The sequence below is a fragment of the Brevibacillus ginsengisoli genome (assembly GCF_050113715.1).
In the GTDB taxonomy this organism is placed as follows: Bacteria; Bacillota; Bacilli; order Brevibacillales; family Brevibacillaceae; genus Brevibacillus_H; species Brevibacillus_H ginsengisoli.
Genome location: NZ_JBNJQR010000005.1, coordinates 60,320 through 78,260, shown reverse-complemented (window position 1 = coordinate 78,260; position 17,941 = coordinate 60,320). Strand labels below are relative to the sequence as shown.

The window sequence follows — 17,941 nt, the reverse complement described above, 5'->3', positions numbered from 1 at the left end:
TGTATGACAAACCACTGTTACTCCCAAGGTGCCGGAACCCGCGGCCTGACGGCGGTCCGGCCGAGAACCTGATCCACATCACCGTCTCTGATCAGTTTTCCCTCTAGCATCACCACCACCCGACTAGCCAAAACAGGAATCTCCGTATAATCGTGGGTAACGAACAGAGCCGTCATCCCCGTTTCCTTCAAAATCTGATTCAGGTCCTCCAAAAGCATGCTCCTGGTGGGATAATCTAGGGCGGAGAAGGGCTCGTCCAGAAAGAGAATCCGCGGTTCGAGAGCCAGTGCCCGGGCCAGGTTGACTCGTTGCGCCTCCCCTCCAGAGAGCTGCAAGGCGGAACGCTGCTCAAGATCAGCAATTCCCAACCTCTTCAGCCACTCTCTCCCCAGCGCTTCCGCCTGAGTCCTGGCCATGCCTCTGATCCTGAGTCCAGTGATAACATTCCCCAGTACTGTGGTATCCATCAGCAAGGGTTCCTGAAACACCACAGCCATCTGACGTCGCAGGGAGAGCAGGTTGTTTTTGCCGGCTGGGGTTCCATAATGGAAGATTTGCCCGCAGCTGGGACGTTGTAGAAGGGCCAATGTCAGAATCAGCGATGTTTTTCCCGTCCCGTTGGGTCCCACCAGGGCGGCTACCTCCCCCTCCTTCAGGGTGAAATGGTCAATGGAGAAGACCTCTTTCTTCCCCCTTCGCAATTGTAGATTGCTAGCTTCGATGGCAGGGATCATTGTGGCTGCCTCCTTCGTTGTTGAAGTAAGGTAAGCACTGCGGTGATCGCTAGAGAGAGGAGCAGTAGGATGACACTGAGAGCGGTGGCCAGCTCTAAACTTCCCTTAGAGACCTCCAGAGAGATGGCAGTGGTTAGCACCCTGGTCTCCCCCTTGATGTTGCCCCCTACCATCATGGAGGCCCCCACTTCGGAAATGACACCCCCGAAGCCGGCAATCACCGCTGCCAGCAACCCTAACCATGCCTCGCGCAGCAACAACCAGAGGTATTGGAGGCGGTTCGCTCCCAACGCCAAGATCTGCAGATGCATCTTCGGATTGATAGACTGGATGGCAGCGATACTGAAGCCTGCCACTAGCGGTGTGGCGATGAGCGCCTGAGCGATCACCATGGCGGTGGGGGTGTAAAGGAGATCCAGATTGCCTAATGGGCCGTAACGGGCGAGACAGAGCCAGGTAATCAGTCCAACCGCCACAGGGGGAAGCCCCATCCCAAGGTTGATCAGGGTAATTACGCCTTTGCGCCCGGGAAAGCGCTTCAAGGCTACCAGAGTACCAAGTGGAACACCTAGCAGCACACTGATCAGGGTAGATGTCCCCGCCACCTGCAGGGTGCGCAAGGTGATCTCCAATACTTCAGAGTCACCGTGCAGCAACAGCTTGACCGCTTCCATCAGTCCCTCTAGAATGGTTCCCATTTGTTCCCGCTCCTGACATGATTGATCATAAAATAACTTTTTCGAATGGTTACTTTTGGATTTCTTCTACGGTCTTGCCGGCATCAGCGAAGAACAGAGGCTCACCGTACTTATCTTTGCCAAAATCGGCGATCAGCTTCTGAGTATCAGGGGCCACTATGAAATCGACAAAGGCTTTGGCTCCATCGTAGTTAACCTTGGAGAACTTGGCCGGGTTTACCGCCATTACATGATAGATATTAAGAAGTGACTTCTCTCCCTGTACCAGACCATCGAGCTTGATGTTTTTCTGCTGAGCCAGATAGGTACCGCGGTCGGTTAAGGTATAAGCTCCTTTTTCAGAGGCCATTTGCAGGGTTTGTCCCATTCCTTGGCCAGACTCCAGATACCAACTTCCCGACGGCTTGATGCCAGCTTGTTTCCAGATATCAAGCTCCTTCTTGTTGGTCCCGGAATCGTCTCCGCGGGAGATGAAGGTTGCCTTAGCATCGGCGATTTTAGTAAAGGCATCTTTGGCTTTCTTTGCACCCTTGATGCCTGCTGGGTCATTGGTCGGTCCGACGATCAAGAAATCGTTGTGCATCACCAGATTGTAATCCACCACTACTTGCTTGTCCACAAGAGGTTTTTCCGATTTCATGGCGTGAACGAGAACCACATCTGCTTCACCCTTTTCAGCCATGGCCAGGGCGTTACCAGTCCCCACCGCTACTACCTTTACCTTATAGCCAGTTTTTTGCTCGAAAATCGGCACCAGGTAGTCAAGCAGCCCGGTGTCCTGGGTGCTGGTAGTTGTGGCCATAATCAAGTTGGGATTCTTGACTGCTTCCTTCTGGACCGTTTCCTTCTGAGCACAGCCCAATAGTCCACCAAGGGAAAGAATCAAGACCAACAGCGTGATAAAAGCAATCTTTTTATTAGGTTTCATATTCTAATTCTCCTGACTGATTTGATTTTAGACGGGGAGCCCTACCCGCCGATAAAGCGCATCTCCACTTTGTTTCGCCGCTTCGTCTCCGTCGCTCGTAGCTCTGAATAGCGGTCTGCTCTATTTGGCCATATATGCGAGATATAGTCTGTAATCTCTTCATCACTGGCCCCTAAACGGAGCAGCTTTCTCAAATCGTGACCATCCTCGCTAAACAAACACGTGTAGATTTTACCATTCGCAGACAAGCGCGCCCGTGTGCAGCTTGAACAAAACGTTTCGGAAACCGAAGTAATAAAGCCAATCTCTGTTCCGCAATCTCGATGGCGATAACGTTGCGCAACATCTCCATAAGCGCGCGGCACTTCTTCTAAAGAATAATGCTCAGCTAATATGGACAAGATCTCGGCTTTGGTCATTACCCGATCGAGATTCCAGTCGTTGCAATTTCCAACATCCATGAACTCGATATAACGTAACTGAATGCTTTCTTTTTTGCAAAACTCCGCCATCGGGACAATTTGATCCGCATTCATGCCTTTTTTCACAACCATATTGATCTTGACGCCCAGACCGGCTTCTTGTGCGCTATAAATCCCCTCAATAATTTCTTGTGGCGAAACGCCGCGTCCATTTATTTCTCCAAAATCAGACTTCAGACTATCCAGACTAATATTGATTCGCTTTAGTCCAGCATCTTTTAAACTTCTTGCAAATTTGGGCAAAAGTAGACCATTTGTGGTCAATGCGATATCTTCCAAATGCTGTATTTCAGCCAACCTGGCGATTAATACAGGCAAGTCTTGTCTGAGTAACGGCTCGCCTCCGGTTAAGCGAATTTTCCTAACGCCTAAAGCCACGAAGATTTGCGCCGCTCTAGTCATTTCTTCAAAATTCAACAGTTCCGACTTCGGCAGAAACGGATAATCGCTTCCAAATTTTTCGGCAGGCATGCAGTATTGACAACGAAAGTTGCACCGGTCGGTCACGGAAATACGCAAATCTTTTAGAGGGCGATGAAGTTCATCAATCATCCTGTTATTTTGTTGCAATACCCAAACACCCCTTGGTTCTTTTCCGTTGCAAACATACATATTTACTTTTGAAGTGCGCTTGCATAATCATCCGGCGTATTGATGTTTGTCCAAAACGGCGGAGAATTGCTCAGCGAGTGCTCGTTGCCGCTAAAATCAATGGTTATTGTATGCAGCCCAGATAGCAATCGCTGGATGCGGTATTGCTTCATCTGCAGCATTTCCTCTACCGTAGCATGGATGTGCTTGGCATAAATGCCGTGAAGCGGATGGAGCATCTCCCCGTCAGCCGGAATGACCACATCCGCCTGCTGCTTTTGCCAAATCGCAAACATATATTGAGCCGCTTGCTCACTTATAAATGGCATGTCGCAACCGACGAGCCATGCTGCCTCATTACGACAATGAGGTAATGCGGCATGGATGCCTCCCAGCGGACCGCACTCCAAATACAGGTCAGGCACGATCTGAATATCACAGTCCGAAGCAAAGGGCGTCCGAGATTGGATAACGGGGCGGATTGCCTCCGGATCATTGGCGACAATGACGATATCGGAGCAAATGCGCTGCATGACAGCCAATTGCCGCTCAAGCAACGGTTTGCCATCAAGCTGCAACAAAGCTTTGTTGCGCCCTCCCATTCGCGTTCCTTTACCTCCTGCCAAAATAACTCCGCTTAGCATATGGCAATCCCCCTCCACTTTACTTCTTCAGGTTGTTTATCGCCTGCGTAATGCCTTGTGCCAATTGCGGCACTTGGGCATCCGTAATCGCGCGCAAATCAAACAGCAACGCGCCATGGCGCGCGCGGCAAACAATGCTTGGCGTACCGAGCCGCAGCGCTTCCTGTAAATTGTTACTGTGCTTGGCTTCGAGCATGACTGCATAAGTAGGCAATAGGACATCCGGCAGCGTTCCCCCACCGATTGGCGCTTCTTCGCGAATCACCGTTCCTTGAATGCCATAGGACTTTAACTCATTCGCGAGCGCAGCCGCACGCTCATAAACAGCTTCCGGGCTGTCTAATATATGCCGCAATGTCGGGATTTGCTTGGCACTTTCAACGCCTTTGGCAAATTGCAAGAGCGTTGCTTCAAGTGCCGCCAGCGTCATTTTATCAACGCGCAGCACTCGGGCCAGCGGATGCTTCTTGAGCTTGTTGATTAGCGACTTCCGGCCGACGATGATGCCCGCCTGGGGCCCGCCCAGCAGCTTATCGCCGCTAAACGACACAATATCCGCGCCCTGCGCGACTACCTCCTGCACCAGCGGTTCTTCGCCAATGCCGTGCTGGCGCAAGTCGTACAGCATGCCGCTGCCTAGGTCCTCATAATAGATGATTTGCTCATGCCGCCTTGCGAGAGCAATCAGCTCGTCTGATTCGACCGTATGCGCAAAACCGACAACCTTGAAATTACTCGTATGCACTTTCATTATCATGCGTGTCTCGTCGCAGATGACACGTTCATAGTCGTAGAGATGCGTTCGATTGGTTGTCCCCACTTCCCGCAAACGCGCGCCGCTTTCATCCATAATAGAAGAAACACGGAAGGAACCGCCAATTTCCACCAACTGGCCACGGGATACAATGACATCTTTGCCCTGTGCAAATGCGTGCAAAATCATATACACGGCGGCTGCATTGTTATTGACCACCATTGCCGCTTCTGCCCCTGTCATTTGCAGCAGCACACGCTCTACGATATCATGGCGCGAGCCGCGTTCGCCTTCGTCGAGCTTGTATTCCAAATTGCTGTATCCGCGCGCTGTCTCCACAACATGCGCAATCGCTGCTTCACTTAAACACGCTCTGCCAAGATTCGTATGCAGCACCGTACCTGTTGCATTGAGCACATGCCGTAGCTGATAGCTATATTGCTTGGCGAGCGTCTCCTTTGCCTTGGCGAATATCGAGCCAATTAACGATTCCTCTGTCAACGGGAGGACCTCAGCACTTGGTGCCGCCTCAGCAAGCAGCGAGCTGCGGATTTGCTGAACCGCAGCGGACACGACATCGGTCAACAGTTCAGCGGAACATTCGTATTCCTGTTGCAACAGTCGAAACTGTTCGTGCCTCTGCAATTGATGAATTGGCGGTAGCAATCTTACACTCATACTCATCGGGAATCCTCCAAAAAAATCGGTTCCGGATGACGAACGATAGCGTAGCCTCCAACATTCTCGACATCGCGTATAAACGCTTCCGATTGTATTTCAGCAAAAAGCGCCTGTCCTTCCTCGCTTTCAAAAAATGACCGGGTCATTACCAAATCATAATTTTCATCGGCAATTGGAATAAAATCCAAATTCATCGCTTGCGCAACAGGATAAATGGCGAGGCCGGTGCTATTAGGCTGGCTGGCTACCTCAGCCGCCACGCTCAAATGCGTATATAATTCGCGTCCGTAACCACGCACCGAATGCGGTGAGAGATTGGATTTTGCAAGCAGCGAGTCAAATAAAATGCGCGTACCCGCGCCTTTTTGCCGGTTAACATACTGGATGTCTTGCGTCACAATATCTTCTATCGTTGCAATTTGCAGGGGATTGCCTTTGGCAACCAGCAAACCTTGTGTCCGCTTCAAAAATGGAATGAGGACAAGATCAGCCCCTTGCCCGTATTTCCGCAAATACGGCAGGTTGTATTCACCCGTATCTGGATCCAGCAGATGAATGCCAGTAAAATGTGTTTCTCCTTTGCGTAACGCCATAATTCCCGCCAAACTGCCTACGTGCGCCGCAATGATTTCGCCGGCACAACCGCTGCGCTTCATATGGTTTGACAACAGATCAATCGTCAAGTCATGGCTTCCCGTAAATAAAATACTCGCCTTAATCTTCTCAACTGGCTTGTACAGTTCCACTTCGACAAAACCGCCCTGCTCATATCCAAGTGTTTCCATCGGGATGATCAGCATTCCGTCAGCGCGCACTAAAGACATCGTAGCGCTTGCAGCGCGCGGCAATGGATTGGCCACAAATTCGCCATTTACATAGCCAATGTTCATACGTACAAATTCTTCCGTTCCCATTGGCGAAACGACGCGGCGTCCCAGTTTGACACGCAACTTCGGACGCTGTTTCTCGGCTACGCCCAAATAGTGACAAATCAACGGATAAATATACCACTCTGCCGTTAAATAGGCTGATACAGGATATCCTGGCAAGCCGACCACCATCGTATCTTGGATTTTTCCAAGGATGACAGGCTTACCCGGCTTCGTGGCCACGCCGTGCGTAAACACCGTGCCGAGTTCACGCAGCAAATGTATCGTATAATCTTCACTGCCTGCTGAAGAGCCTGCGTTGACAATCACGATGTCCGCTTGCTCTACTGCCTGAAGCAGTACCGCCTTGAGTTCCTCATAGTTGTCGGGTACAACAGGATAAGCCGTTGCTGTGCCGCCCCATTCCTGCACCATGTTGCAAATAACGGTGCTGTTCGATTCAATGATTTTGCCTTTTGGCTGAGATGCTGCTTGGTTGGCGGCAATCAATTCATTACCAGTTGGAATCACGATAACCGTTGGCTTTTGTATGACGGAAACCTTAAGGATACCGCTTTCCAGCAAAACGCCCAAATCGAAGGGGCGCAGCGTATGACCACTCGCAAATAACATTTCGCCTTGCGTAATATTTTCGCCAATAGCGCGAATATGCTGCCACGGCGTTGCCGGCTCGATTATTTCCACACGCTGCTCATCTAGCACGTTTACATCTTCAATCATAATGACAGCGTCATACGGGTCATCAATCGGGGCGCCAGTATTGACAAACCGAAAGTCACGATCTATGACCAGCGTAAGCGGCCTGGATTCATGTGCCGCAAACGTATGTTCAGCGCGTACCGCGATGCCATCCATTGCCGAAGCATGAAAAAATGGCGCTGACAGGCAAGCGTACACCGGCTCGGCTGTCACTCGGCCCAGCCCTTCATGAACGTCGACGAGCTCAGTCCGCCTTATAGCACGCCCATTTTGTATAAACTCCATCTTCGCTGTATGACGTGTCTTATTATCCAAATAGACGGTTCGCTCAAATTTCAAACGTATCCTCTCCTGACTTTAACCGAAGTTATTTTAATCGAGGCTATGAAATAGCTGAACGGAAACGATTTCGCCTTGTTTCAGTCCTTCTTTACCTGCGGCTACGGTTATCATGCCGTCGCTATGCAGAAATGTCGAAATCAGCCCCGATTTCCCTAGCACCGGCTCCGCATACCAAACCCCATCAGCGTCCGGGTTCAACTTTACCCGTACATAATCGGTGCGCCCCGTACTCGAAGGCACATTTTTTGTCAGGTGTGCCGTCAAATGCGGCTTTCGTTCCATATCCGCTTCGTTGTACCCTGCCAATTTCGACAAAATGGCGCTGCCAAAGATGCGATAAATCGTAAGCGCTGACGCTGGATGTCCCGGTAGACCTAGCACTGGTTTATTACCGGCCATCGAAATAATGGTTGGTTTGCCCGGCTTGACCGATATTCCGTGAACAAACACTCCCGGTTCTCCAAGCGACTGAATCGCCGAAACGGAAAAGTCTTGCATTCCGACTGAGCTGCCGCCGGATATGACCAGCATATCTACCTGCTGCAGCAATTCAGCCAGACGCGTCTTTAGCGTGTCCGGGTCATCTTGAACAGTACCACCATAAATAAAGGAGAAGCCCCACTGCTGTGTCAAAGCTCCTATCGTAAATCCGTTCATGTCGCGCACTTCACCAACTGCTAATTGTTTCGTAGCAATTGGCATAATTTCATCGCCTGTAGACAAGTAGCCTACAACAGGCTTGCGGCGAACAGGTACATATTCTACTCCAAGCGCAGCCAAAACTCCTATCTCCGGAGCATAGAGCCTAGTTCCGGCTGTTAAAACTACCGAGTGCTCCGCTACATCCTCCCCGCGAAAAATAACATTTTCGTGCGGCGCAACTTGCTTGTATACATTCAGCAATCCGCTAATATTTTCGCAATACTCGATCATCACCATACTGTTTGCGCCTTCCGGAATCATTCCGCCTGTCGGCACATAGATCGCTTCGCCGGGCTTAAGCTGCTGTGTGACGGCTTCGCCCATCTTCACTTCGCCGACAATTTGCAAAAAAACAGGCAACGTCTCAGTTGCCCCGAATGTATCATGAGCCCACACCGCGTACCCGTCCACAGTAGAGCGGCAAAAATTAGGGATATGTTCTCTTGCCACAATATCTTCTGCCAACACGTCATGCAAAGCATGGGACAAATGTTTTTGTTCCACTTGATCAATAGGAACCACTACTTGTTTGATCAGTGAAAGTACCTCGTCCGCCGATTTCACGTTAAAAAACTCCAACGTGGTTTGCCTCCTCAAAACCCTTATTGCTCGCTGCTGTCATTTCCGCCAAACCCGTTGTCTTGCGCAATAATATCAAGATGAATCGTCTGCAAGTCCAATAGATCCGGAATCAACTCGTCAAGCTTTTCGCTTGTTGTGATGATTTTCATATATCCGTTGCATTTTTCGCACGCCAATACCTCATGTTGCTCATCATTTTCCACCTTTAAGACGCGCAAATGCGTATGGTCATCATTGTCGCAATGCGAACACTTGAGACGCTTCTCCTGAAATTGCGAGTAACATCGGGTGCAAGTGACTACTTTCTTATCATTGAAAATCGCCAGGCGAAACGGCTCGCCGCATACTTTGCATGAATGAGGCGCAGCAACATCTGTCAAGCTATCACCAATATGGGCGCTGAAAGCTTGCAAAAACGGTCGAATCCCGTGTTCTGCAATAACATGGACCATTTGCTCACTGGTTCCATACTCTTGCGCTAATTCATGAAAATACGACAAATTGACTGTAAGCGCATTTGCAACAAACGTATCGCTTCCGCCTTCTATTTCCACAAGTTTCTTTATTTTAGAAAAGTCAAGTTCCGCATTCACTTTGTTTTCCTGCAAAAAATCCGTAAGCTCCAACATAAACGTTTGATATTGCTGCGCTGGAATGGACAGTACATTATGCGCAAGCAAAGGTACGTTCGCGTCAATTACTTTTGAAACTAGAGCAGACGCATCAACTTGTTTGCGCCATTTTTGCTGTAAAGCGCAAATGTTCTTCTGAATGTTCTCGTATGCTTGAGATACTACACCGTTCACCATGTTGCGTCCTTCCCTCCTAAGTTTTTCGGAATCAAAAGCAGTTGGGGTTATCTTGGTTTCCAATAAAGGGCACCCAAGACAACCCCCTGCTCGTCTTGATTACGTTTCTCACCAATTATGCCAGTATGTTAGGCGACCACTTTTGGTCGTGCTGCTGGTTCGCGGCACTCTACCTTTGAGCTTTTAACTCATCGTACCAGTTCTCATGGTGGTCTTTTGCGTACTCAATCGGCACTTTACCTGTCGTCATACCCTCCATGGCAATTTTGGAGCCAGGATGGCCGAGACTAAGGAAAATATGGCCGATGATAACCGCACCGCCAATGCCAAAACCGAAATCGTGGAAAAAATACGCCCACTGCACCATTTCACGCGGAAAGGAATCATGAAACCACATAACCGTTCCAGATAGGGTAATAATCGCTAAAGTGAAAATCGTAAGCAGCGAATTTAACTTTTCTCCAGCGTTAAAAAAGTCTTGTTTAGGCATTCCCTTAGAATGACCGCCGAAAAACTCTTTTGGGAAGTGGAGGAAAAACATTAAGTCATGCTTTTTCCATGTAAATGCTTGCTTAATCCAGTGAAAGAAACTTTTTCGATCGGTCACTAGCATATACAAGATCGGCAGCATCAACACTACTGCAAATATGCGATGCACTAACCGTGTATTAGCGGGACCGCCCATTAGCGCAATTACCCAATCAAACCATTCCGAGTACAAGCTTGCGCCAGTTAGCGCTAGAATGAAGTAAGCTGCGGCATTGAGCCAGTGTGCAACAATGACTTGCGTGGAGAAGCGCCGCACCATCTTGCGTTTATTCGGCATGGTCATCATCTCCTTTATTCTTGTAGACTTCTTCGTACTTGCGGTAGGCTTCTTTGTTTGTCGCCTTATTACTAACGTAAGCCGCAAGAACGGCCATGGCTACCCCACCAAACATCAACTTGCCTAACGGTTGCATGTAGTCCTTCCATAAAACGGTAGACGTCGCAACTTTGGGCGTTTCCGGCAAACCGTAAACAGACGGCTTGTCAGCCAGCAAATAAACGGTATTCACGCCGCCAACACCCTCTGGATTGTAAATATTGGCGTTTGGGTAACGATCTTTCACAGCGCTTAGTCGCTTAGAGGCTTGGGACAGCAGTTCATCACGATCGCCAAACTCAAGACAATTCGTGTGGCAAGCTGTAACGCAAGCCGGCTTCAGCCCTTGCTCCAGTCGGTCTGTGCACAGCGTACACTTCTGTGAACGATATTGTTCCCTTCCGTTTTTATCGATGTATGACGTAATTTGAATGACGCCAAACGGACAGTTTTGCACGCAATAATTACAGCCAACGCATTTGTCATGGTCAATGACAACAGAACCAAACTTCGAATGACTGATGGCTTCTTTCGGGCACGCCTTCTCGCAGCCAGCCTCTTTGCAGTGCATACATGAAGCGTGGCGGAACAGCCACTCGAAACCGCCATTTTTAGTTTCTTGTTCCGTGAACGTGATGACGTTCCACGTATTAGCCGTCAGTGATTCGTGAGATTGGTAGCTTCCAGAAAATCGCTCCGGTTCAGCAGGCAAGTCATTCCAGTTTTTGCATGCCACCATACAGGCACGACAGCCATCGCATTTTGTCGTATCGACCAGTTTTACATATTCAGCCATCCGTTACGCCCTCCTTATGTCACATAAAAATGCTTTGAATTCGGGAATAACGGAGGTGGGATCACCGACATATGGCGTTAAACGGTTTGCGCTCGCGCCCGTAGCAATACCCTTAAAGCCGAAGTTCCACGGCATACCAATATGATGGACTTGCTTGCCGTTCACATTGTATGGTCTAAAACGCTTGGTAACAAGCGCATATACTTCAATAGAGCCGCGTGCGGACGAAATAATAATTTTGTCCTTATTGTTGATGCCTTTCTCTTTGGCAAGCTCCTCGCTAATTTCGGCAAACATATGCGGCACAAGCTCAGATAGCCAAGGCTGATTGCGCGTCATCGAGCCGGACTGCCAATGTTCCGACATACGGTACGTTGTAGCGACAATCGGGAATTTGCTGGCATCGCCCCTTGGACTCATCTCTGGAACAGGAACTTTGACAACCGGGTTGAAGTGTGTTTTGGATAATGCATTCGTCACTGGACTTTCAAATGGCTCGTAGTGTTCTGGCAACGGTCCGTCTTTCATATTGGCAAACAAATTACCTACGCCATCTACGGTCATAATAAACGGACTTGTACCGCCTTCGCCATTTGGCGCCGTTTTTTTGCCAAAGTCAGGTACGTCATTGCCTACCCAGGTGCCGGATGTCGCATCCCACCAGATGCCTTTTTTATTGTCTGACCACGGTTTGCCGTTATAGTCAGCTCCTGCGCGATTGTATAACACACGGCGGTTGAGCGGCCATGCATACGACCAGTTCAGGAAGTTGCTCATGCCGGTATCTTTATTGTCACGGGATTTGGCGCGATTTTTGCCTTCCGCCGGATAAAATCCGCTGTAAATCCAGTTTCCGGAAGCTGTTGTGCCGTCATCCTTCAAATTGGCGAACGTTGTAAGCAATTTTCCGGTTGAAAGATCTCTTCCGTTAATTTCCATACATACTTTATCGATATCCGGATGGTCATGATCGCCAAAATCCCAGGTTAACGCCTGAATAAGTTTTGCTTGCGGTGTTTGCTCATTCTCATACGCTTTTTTAATCCGTTTGGCCAACATATGGATGATCTCTAAATCGGCCTTAGATTGACCTTTTGGCTCAATAGCTTTCCAGCGGTATTGCATCCAGCGACCGCTGTTGGATACAGAACCTTCTTTTTCATACGAACCGCACGCAGGCAGGAAAAATACTTCCGTCTGAATGTCCGCCGGATTAGAGCCCGCCTCTTTTTGCCAAAATGCGGCTGTTTCCGTTTCCCAAAGGTCGATTGCTACCATCCAATCCAAATTTTTAAGCGCTGCCTGTTCTTGATTGCTGTTTGGCCCGCCGACAATCGGATTTGTCCCGAATAGCATCATGCCTTTGATTTCTTTTTTCATAACTGCTTCAAAAATGCGCATGTAAGAATAGTCTTTTTTTACAGCTTTAGGGAAATTATGATAACCAAATTCGTTATCGCTCGTGGCATTATTGCCATACATCGCTTTGAACAAGCTGACAAAGAACTTAGGCTTATTTTTAAAGTAACCGCCTTTTGGTGTAACGTCCGCCAGAAAGCTTTTCAGATCCGCGTGTTCTGGCTTTGCATATGGAACGTCCAAATAACCGGTCATGTTGTGGTATAACAGACCAAAGTCAGTCGAACCTTGTACGTTTGATTCACCGCGGAGCGCGTTGACACCGCCGCCCGCAATGCCGATATTGCCCAGCAATAACTGGAGTACCGCGAAAATGCGGACATTTTGCGAACCTACCGTATGCTGTGTTCCGCCCATTGCATACAAAATGGAACCGGATTTGCCGACTTCACTCGTAGCGCAATAGGTTTTGCAAATTTGCTCATAAACTTCTTTGGATGTGCCTGTAATGCCCGTAACTTTATCAATGGTATAACGCGAATAGTGTTGCTTCATCAATTGGTAAACGGTACGCGGGTTTTGCAGCGTCTCGTCCCTTAAGATTTTGCCATCGGCATCCCTTTTGAAGCCCCATTTCGTCACATCATACTTTTGACTTGCAGCATCAAATCCGCTAAACAAGCCCTCGTCAAATTTGTAATCGTCATTGACGATGAATGAAGCATTCGTATATTTAGCGACATATTCTTTATGGATCAAATTGTTTTGCAAAGCGTAGTTAATCATACCGCCAATAAAGGCGATGTCCGTACCTGAACGAAGCTGTCCGTAGATGTTCGCTTTTGAGGAAGTTCTTGTAAAGCGGGGGTCGACGGAAATCAACTTGGCTCCCTTTTCCATTGCTTTCATAATCCATCTAAAGCTGATCGGATGATTTTCAGCAGGATTGGCTCCAATGACCATTAAAGCATCCGAATATTGCAAGTCGTTCCAGTGATTTGTCATCGCACCGCGACCGAATGTAGGCGCCAGACCGGCAACCGTAGAGGAGTGTCATATTCGTGCCTGGTGTTCGAGATAGTTAAGACCCATGCCGCGCATCAGCTTGAAGAGCAAATAGGTTTCTTCATTGTCAAGCGCTGCGCCGCCCAAGCAAGCAATGGCTTCGGTATGGTTGACGGTAATTCCTTTGCTAACGGTTTCAAATGATTCATCGCGTGTTTTCTTTATTTTCTCGACGATGCGCGACATCATCCAATCCCAGTCTTTTTCTACCCACTTGTCGCTGCCAGGAGCTCGATAAAGCGGTTTCGTCACGCGCTTCTCGGTAGTATACACCTGACGCACTGTTGTCCCTTTGCTGCAAAGCGTTCCTTCATTGATAGGATGATCCGGGTCCCCTTGTGTATACACGACATCATTGCCGTCAGAATATACAAGTATGCCGCATCCTACCGAACAATAAGGACAAATCGTTGGAGACGGTTTCAAATTGGCAACTTTAAACTTTCTTGCTTCCGCATAAGCTTGCTTCTGGTCAAAACCAAGATCGGCTACGGCCAAAGTCGCAATTGCGGCACCAGCAACTTTAAGAAAGTCACGTCTGGTCATGCTCATGCTTTTTCTCCTCCTCTTGAAGTATTAGTCGTTTGTTGTTCTCAAAATATCGTCTTGCACTCTTTGCATTGCGGTATAAACGATCGCTCTTTTCCCACGTAAATACCCCACTACTTCGATTTGAAGCACATTTGCTAACTGAATCGCTTGTTTTGTCGCAGCTGTACGCGAACCAACAATGCCTACGCCAAATTTGGCGCATTTGGACAACATTTCATACGAAATACGTCCGGTCGTCAGCAGAATCAAATCCTCAGCCGACAATTGATTTCTGAGCGCATAACCAATTATCTTGTCGACCGCGTTATGGCGCCCGATATCTTCGCGCACGATCATTTCGCCATCTGGAAACACGATGCACGCGCCATGCATACCGCCCGTTTCCAGGTATATTGGTGAATTCTGCGCAAATTGACCTTGCTTCTTAAGCAAGTAGGACAATTTAGCCTGACGGATTGTTTGGATCTTGCGAAATTGCTTCACATCAGTCATCGAAAAAAAGGTAACGCCACGCCCGCAACCGGCCGTATAGTGCGCTTTTTTATTAAAAAATTTTTCAACATCAAATGATGTGAGCAAATGGACATCAATTCGTGAGCGGTCTTTGGCAACAACAATTTGCTTGACATCCGCTGTAGAGTCGATCATCCCTTCCGAATATAAATAGCCGTATGCCCAGTCTTCCAAATCACGATTCGTTAACTGAAACACAGCGACTTCATGTCCGTTTAATCGCAGTACAATCGGATACTCTTCTGGACAACCTCTTTGATTCATAGCACGCACCCCAACCGTAATTATAAGCATTATTTACTAGTGCTAGTATGACGTTTCTCACACGCTATTCATGTGAAATAATTCACAATCATACGAAAAGCTAGCATATCTTTCGATCGACTATCATTTCCACCTTCGACCGTTATCCGTTCTTTCCGTTACTTGCAGTTTGTCGAGTAGCTCTACGAATGGCACAAGATGCTTGCGGGTAATGCCAAACAAGTCTTTGACGACACCCAATTCAAATTGCTGTCCGGTCTGCTTCTGCAACAAAGCGATGGCCTGACGTACCGACGACTGCGCAATGAGATGGATCGGATCGAACACATAGGCCAAACCATTATCTAGCAAATATTGACGATATGCTTGAGCTACCGCCTCCGGCAAACCGAATTCGTCCACATACTCTTGCCATGGCTTTACTTTGATGCCACCCTGCTCCATCGCTGAAAACAACCGCTGCATGCGCACTTCCCACTGTTTGGGCATATGAGGGTGAAATGCTGTGCAGGCAATATACTGCTCTTGTCGGATCGCGTAAACATCGTTATGGGTAAGCGCATATTCGAGGAGTTGCCGCGGATACGCTTGTGAAAATCTCTCCATATATTCCGCTTTGCCAAGCCCGATCAGCATCGGATGATGTTCATGATGCTCGCGCAAGTTGCGTTCCGTCCGCGCGATAACTTCCGCCACGACCTCTTGTGAAGTGAATTTTTGTTTATCTACGGACAATAGATGTCCCGATTGCAGAGTCGCTGCAAATTGTTCTTCGGAAAGCGACGTGCAGAATTGAATATCGTTCTTTGTCATCAGCTTTTGTTCCTCAAGCAGCCGGAGGATCCGTTCCAGCGGCGTACCCGACTGTTTATTTTGCAATAGTTCCATTGTTTTCGGCCCAAAGCGATGTTTTTGCGCGAAAACATCGATAACCCATCCACCGCCGATCGTTTCCACCGGGCTTGACCGACGAATTATAAACCTGTCGCCGCGCCGTGCCACGACAGGTTCCGTCAATCGCAATTGGCACAAAATATTTTCTTCTTCCTGTTCTACTTTCTGGCGGTCAAAAAATACAAGATGCCCCATTACCTCCGACGTCCCTAAGTGGCATTTGACAGGCATCCGTTGTTTGATCGGATAACCGACATTCAAGCAATGCAAAGATACGTCCATTACTTGCGTGACCTTGTAATCAGCGGTGGATACAAGCGCTTGGCCGCGCCGCAACTGGTCTTTATCGACATTACTCAGGTTAATGGCTAGCCGCTGACCGGCGCCGGAAGCAACGACTTGTTTGCCGTGTACCTGCAATTGCCGAGCCTTGGTCGGAATTCCCTCCGGCAATATAAGGAGATCGTCGCCCTGGCGGATTTCGCCTTCGTATACAGTGCCGCGAACTACCGTTCCATGGCCTTTTACCGTGAACACCTGATCAATAGGCATACGGAAAGCGCCATATTCATTGCGCGGCACAGTTTGATCCAATTGCTGCTCAATGGCTTGCTTTAACTCGACAATGCCTGTTTTTTGCAAATTGTTGACGTATACGGTAGGTGCATTGTAAAACACCGTTCCCTCTAATTCGCTGTGAATATCCTCGTAAGCGAGTTCCAGCATCTCGGTATCCACGCGATCGATTTTGCTGATAACAACGATGCCTTTTTTAATGCCGAGCAGCTTGACGATTTCCAGATGTTCTTTCGTTTGCGGCATTACGCCTTCATCAGCGGCAACAACTAATAGAATTAGATCAATTCCGGCAACACCTGCGATCATTTGCCGGATAAAACGCTTGTGACCAGGCACGTCAATGACGGACACCTGCATATCCGGACGGGATAGCGTTAGTGGCGCGAAGCCGAGTTCAATGGAGATTTGGCGCTCCTTTTCTTCTTTCAGTCGATCGGTGTCGACGCCTGTCAGCGCTTTAGTAAGCGATGTTTTTCCATGGTCGATGTGCCCGGCGATGCCAATCGTATAATGCTTCATCTATTTCCTCCAATCTTTCACACAGTGAAAGTAACTCGTAGGCATAAGCTAAACTATATCATTTTATCATTTGAATTTTAAACCATCATCAGGTATGATAGTTTTGGTCGAAATTTGATAGTTTTGGTCGAAGAATATAATGTGGGGTTGGTTGGGGTACTGGTGTCCCCCGCGGTCTTCAAAACCGTCCGAGAGGCGCGTGACGTCTTTGGTGGGTTCGATTCCCATACAATCCCGCCACAACTTTGCTGTAATTTCAAAAAATGAAAAAACCGCTAACTGATAACAAAAGCCCAGACCTCATGAGGTCGGGCTTTTTATTGTGGAAAAAATCAATACTAATAGACCAGTTATTCTCACTTTCTCTTCGATGTATAAATATTTCAAGTTTTGAACCTGACAATAAATTTATTGAATATCCCTTTTCTTCTACCCAGAAACCGTCATTTTTTTCAACATAACTGTAGTTCTTTATCTCCTTTTTATTTGTTAATTTATTCAGTTCATTCTCATAGAAATGAGTAAACTCATGATCATTTATATACGTTGAATAACGAGACGAACATGCATCTTCCTTCCCATGAAATACAGTTCTTTTGGGAAGTGGAATTGATATATTTTTCAAGTCTTCCACGTAACCACATTCATAGACCTTGCTGGGAAAAAGGAGGCTCTTCGTAAAGTCATTAAATTTTGAGTTCCAAAAATAAACCTGAATAAATAATAGAATTGGGAGACTTAAAATGATAAAACTTTTTAATGATGAACTGCCTTTTTTCACCCTAATAGTGACACTTAATATAATCATGCTAACTGTAATAAATACAGAATAAAACATGTATAGTATATTCCCTGTCATAGAGCTGTACATCCTTACACCCATAATTTTAAAACAACACACCCCCTAATTTTTACATTATATTACATAATTAAATCCATCTCTATATCTGAGTTAGTTTCTGATTACTGATCATTAAATCAAAAAAAACACCATTATTC

General features: G+C 47.7%; 15 protein-coding genes, 1 tRNA gene and 1 pseudogene. 1 reads left to right on the top strand and 16 read right to left on the bottom strand.

The window, feature by feature from the left end; all coding sequences use genetic code 11:
- Positions 1-17: 17 nt before the first annotated feature.
- The 15 genes and pseudogenes from ACQCN2_RS11825 to selB all read right to left on the bottom strand — a co-directional run bounded on the left by ACQCN2_RS11825 (position 18) and on the right by selB (position 16,942).
- Positions 18-734 carry an ABC transporter ATP-binding protein gene (locus ACQCN2_RS11825; protein WP_426929118.1) on the bottom strand — a complete coding sequence of 239 codons (717 nt, stop codon included), beginning with the start codon at positions 732-734 and terminating at the stop codon, positions 18-20.
- Positions 731-1,432, bottom strand: coding sequence for an ABC transporter permease (locus ACQCN2_RS11820; RefSeq protein WP_426929117.1), 702 nt, complete (start codon positions 1,430-1,432; stop codon positions 731-733). Before ACQCN2_RS11820 ends, ACQCN2_RS11825 begins: the two co-directional genes overlap by 4 nt.
- A 49-nt stretch (positions 1,433-1,481) precedes the next feature.
- Positions 1,482-2,360, bottom strand: a complete 879-nt coding sequence (locus tag ACQCN2_RS11815; protein ID WP_426929116.1) for an ABC transporter substrate-binding protein — start codon at positions 2,358-2,360, stop codon at positions 1,482-1,484.
- A 41-nt stretch (positions 2,361-2,401) separates the two neighbouring features.
- The gene (moaA, locus tag ACQCN2_RS11810) at positions 2,402-3,394 is read right to left on the bottom strand and encodes a GTP 3',8-cyclase MoaA (RefSeq protein ID WP_426929403.1); all 993 of its coding nucleotides are present in this window, start codon (positions 3,392-3,394) and stop codon (positions 2,402-2,404) included.
- A gap of 62 nt (positions 3,395-3,456) precedes the next feature.
- Positions 3,457-4,077 carry a molybdenum cofactor guanylyltransferase gene (gene mobA / locus ACQCN2_RS11805; RefSeq protein WP_426929115.1) on the bottom strand — a complete coding sequence of 207 codons (621 nt, stop codon included), beginning with the start codon at positions 4,075-4,077 and terminating at the stop codon, positions 3,457-3,459.
- A 19-nt stretch (positions 4,078-4,096) separates the two neighbouring features.
- A complete protein-coding gene (selA, locus tag ACQCN2_RS11800; protein ID WP_426929114.1) occupies positions 4,097-5,515 on the bottom strand; it encodes an L-seryl-tRNA(Sec) selenium transferase in 1,419 nt (472 codons plus the stop codon).
- Complete coding sequence (locus ACQCN2_RS11795) at positions 5,512-7,440, bottom strand: molybdopterin biosynthesis protein (protein WP_426929113.1); 1,929 nt, start codon at positions 7,438-7,440, stop codon at positions 5,512-5,514. Before ACQCN2_RS11795 ends, selA begins: the two co-directional genes overlap by 4 nt.
- A gap of 33 nt (positions 7,441-7,473) precedes the next feature.
- Positions 7,474-8,724, bottom strand: a complete 1,251-nt coding sequence (locus ACQCN2_RS11790; protein ID WP_426929112.1) for a molybdopterin molybdotransferase MoeA — start codon at positions 8,722-8,724, stop codon at positions 7,474-7,476.
- Positions 8,725-8,747: 23 nt separating this feature from the next.
- Entirely contained in the window at positions 8,748-9,536 is a 789-nt protein-coding gene (locus ACQCN2_RS11785) for a formate dehydrogenase accessory protein FdhE (RefSeq protein ID WP_426929111.1), read from the bottom strand.
- 169 nt (positions 9,537-9,705) lie between these two features.
- Positions 9,706-10,362 carry a formate dehydrogenase subunit gamma gene (locus ACQCN2_RS11780; protein WP_426929110.1) on the bottom strand — a complete coding sequence of 219 codons (657 nt, stop codon included), beginning with the start codon at positions 10,360-10,362 and terminating at the stop codon, positions 9,706-9,708.
- Positions 10,352-11,197 carry a 4Fe-4S dicluster domain-containing protein gene (locus ACQCN2_RS11775; RefSeq protein WP_426929109.1) on the bottom strand — a complete coding sequence of 282 codons (846 nt, stop codon included), beginning with the start codon at positions 11,195-11,197 and terminating at the stop codon, positions 10,352-10,354. The genes ACQCN2_RS11780 and ACQCN2_RS11775 overlap by 11 nt, the downstream gene beginning before the upstream one ends.
- 3 nt (positions 11,198-11,200) lie before the next feature.
- Positions 11,201-13,597: pseudogene (gene fdnG / locus ACQCN2_RS11770) on the bottom strand (formate dehydrogenase-N subunit alpha); the annotation flags it as partial.
- 12 nt (positions 13,598-13,609) lie between these two features.
- Entirely contained in the window at positions 13,610-14,173 is a 564-nt protein-coding gene (locus ACQCN2_RS23370) for a twin-arginine translocation signal domain-containing protein (protein WP_484479030.1), read from the bottom strand.
- Positions 14,174-14,197: 24 nt separating this feature from the next.
- On the bottom strand, positions 14,198-14,950 hold the full coding sequence (gene fdhD / locus ACQCN2_RS11765; protein WP_426929107.1) for a formate dehydrogenase accessory sulfurtransferase FdhD: 753 nt from the start codon (positions 14,948-14,950) through the stop codon (positions 14,198-14,200).
- A 123-nt stretch (positions 14,951-15,073) separates the two neighbouring features.
- A complete protein-coding gene (selB, locus tag ACQCN2_RS11760) occupies positions 15,074-16,942 on the bottom strand; it encodes a selenocysteine-specific translation elongation factor (protein WP_426929106.1) in 1,869 nt (622 codons plus the stop codon).
- A 143-nt stretch (positions 16,943-17,085) separates the two neighbouring features.
- Between selB and ACQCN2_RS11755 the strand changes: the two genes are divergently transcribed.
- Positions 17,086-17,182 (top strand) — tRNA-Sec (locus ACQCN2_RS11755).
- A 16-nt stretch (positions 17,183-17,198) separates the two neighbouring features.
- Here the strand turns inward: ACQCN2_RS11755 and ACQCN2_RS11750 are convergent.
- On the bottom strand, positions 17,199-17,801 hold the full coding sequence (locus ACQCN2_RS11750; RefSeq protein WP_426929105.1) for a hypothetical protein: 603 nt from the start codon (positions 17,799-17,801) through the stop codon (positions 17,199-17,201).
- Positions 17,802-17,941 lie beyond the last annotated feature (140 nt).

Excerpts from the sequence above, each read along its gene's own strand:
- ACQCN2_RS11825 (WP_426929118.1), bottom strand. The coding sequence starts at position 734 with ATGATCCCTGCCATCGAAGCTAGCAATCTACAATTGCGAAGGGGGAAG.
- ACQCN2_RS11820 (WP_426929117.1), bottom strand. The coding sequence starts at position 1,432 with ATGGGAACCATTCTAGAGGGACTGATGGAAGCGGTCAAGCTGTTGCTG.
- ACQCN2_RS11815 (WP_426929116.1), bottom strand. The coding sequence starts at position 2,360 with ATGAAACCTAATAAAAAGATTGCTTTTATCACGCTGTTGGTCTTGATT.
- moaA (WP_426929403.1), bottom strand. The coding sequence starts at position 3,394 with ATGATTGATGAACTTCATCGCCCTCTAAAAGATTTGCGTATTTCCGTG.
- mobA (WP_426929115.1), bottom strand. The coding sequence starts at position 4,077 with ATGCTAAGCGGAGTTATTTTGGCAGGAGGTAAAGGAACGCGAATGGGA.
- selA (WP_426929114.1), bottom strand. The coding sequence starts at position 5,515 with ATGAGTATGAGTGTAAGATTGCTACCGCCAATTCATCAATTGCAGAGG.
- ACQCN2_RS11785 (WP_426929111.1), bottom strand. The coding sequence starts at position 9,536 with ATGGTGAACGGTGTAGTATCTCAAGCATACGAGAACATTCAGAAGAAC.
- ACQCN2_RS11780 (WP_426929110.1), bottom strand. The coding sequence starts at position 10,362 with ATGCCGAATAAACGCAAGATGGTGCGGCGCTTCTCCACGCAAGTCATT.
- ACQCN2_RS11775 (WP_426929109.1), bottom strand. The coding sequence starts at position 11,197 with ATGGCTGAATATGTAAAACTGGTCGATACGACAAAATGCGATGGCTGT.
- ACQCN2_RS23370 (WP_484479030.1), bottom strand. The coding sequence starts at position 14,173 with ATGAGCATGACCAGACGTGACTTTCTTAAAGTTGCTGGTGCCGCAATT.
- fdhD (WP_426929107.1), bottom strand. The coding sequence starts at position 14,950 with ATGAATCAAAGAGGTTGTCCAGAAGAGTATCCGATTGTACTGCGATTA.
- selB (WP_426929106.1), bottom strand. The coding sequence starts at position 16,942 with ATGAAGCATTATACGATTGGCATCGCCGGGCACATCGACCATGGAAAA.
- ACQCN2_RS11750 (WP_426929105.1), bottom strand. The coding sequence starts at position 17,801 with ATGACAGGGAATATACTATACATGTTTTATTCTGTATTTATTACAGTT.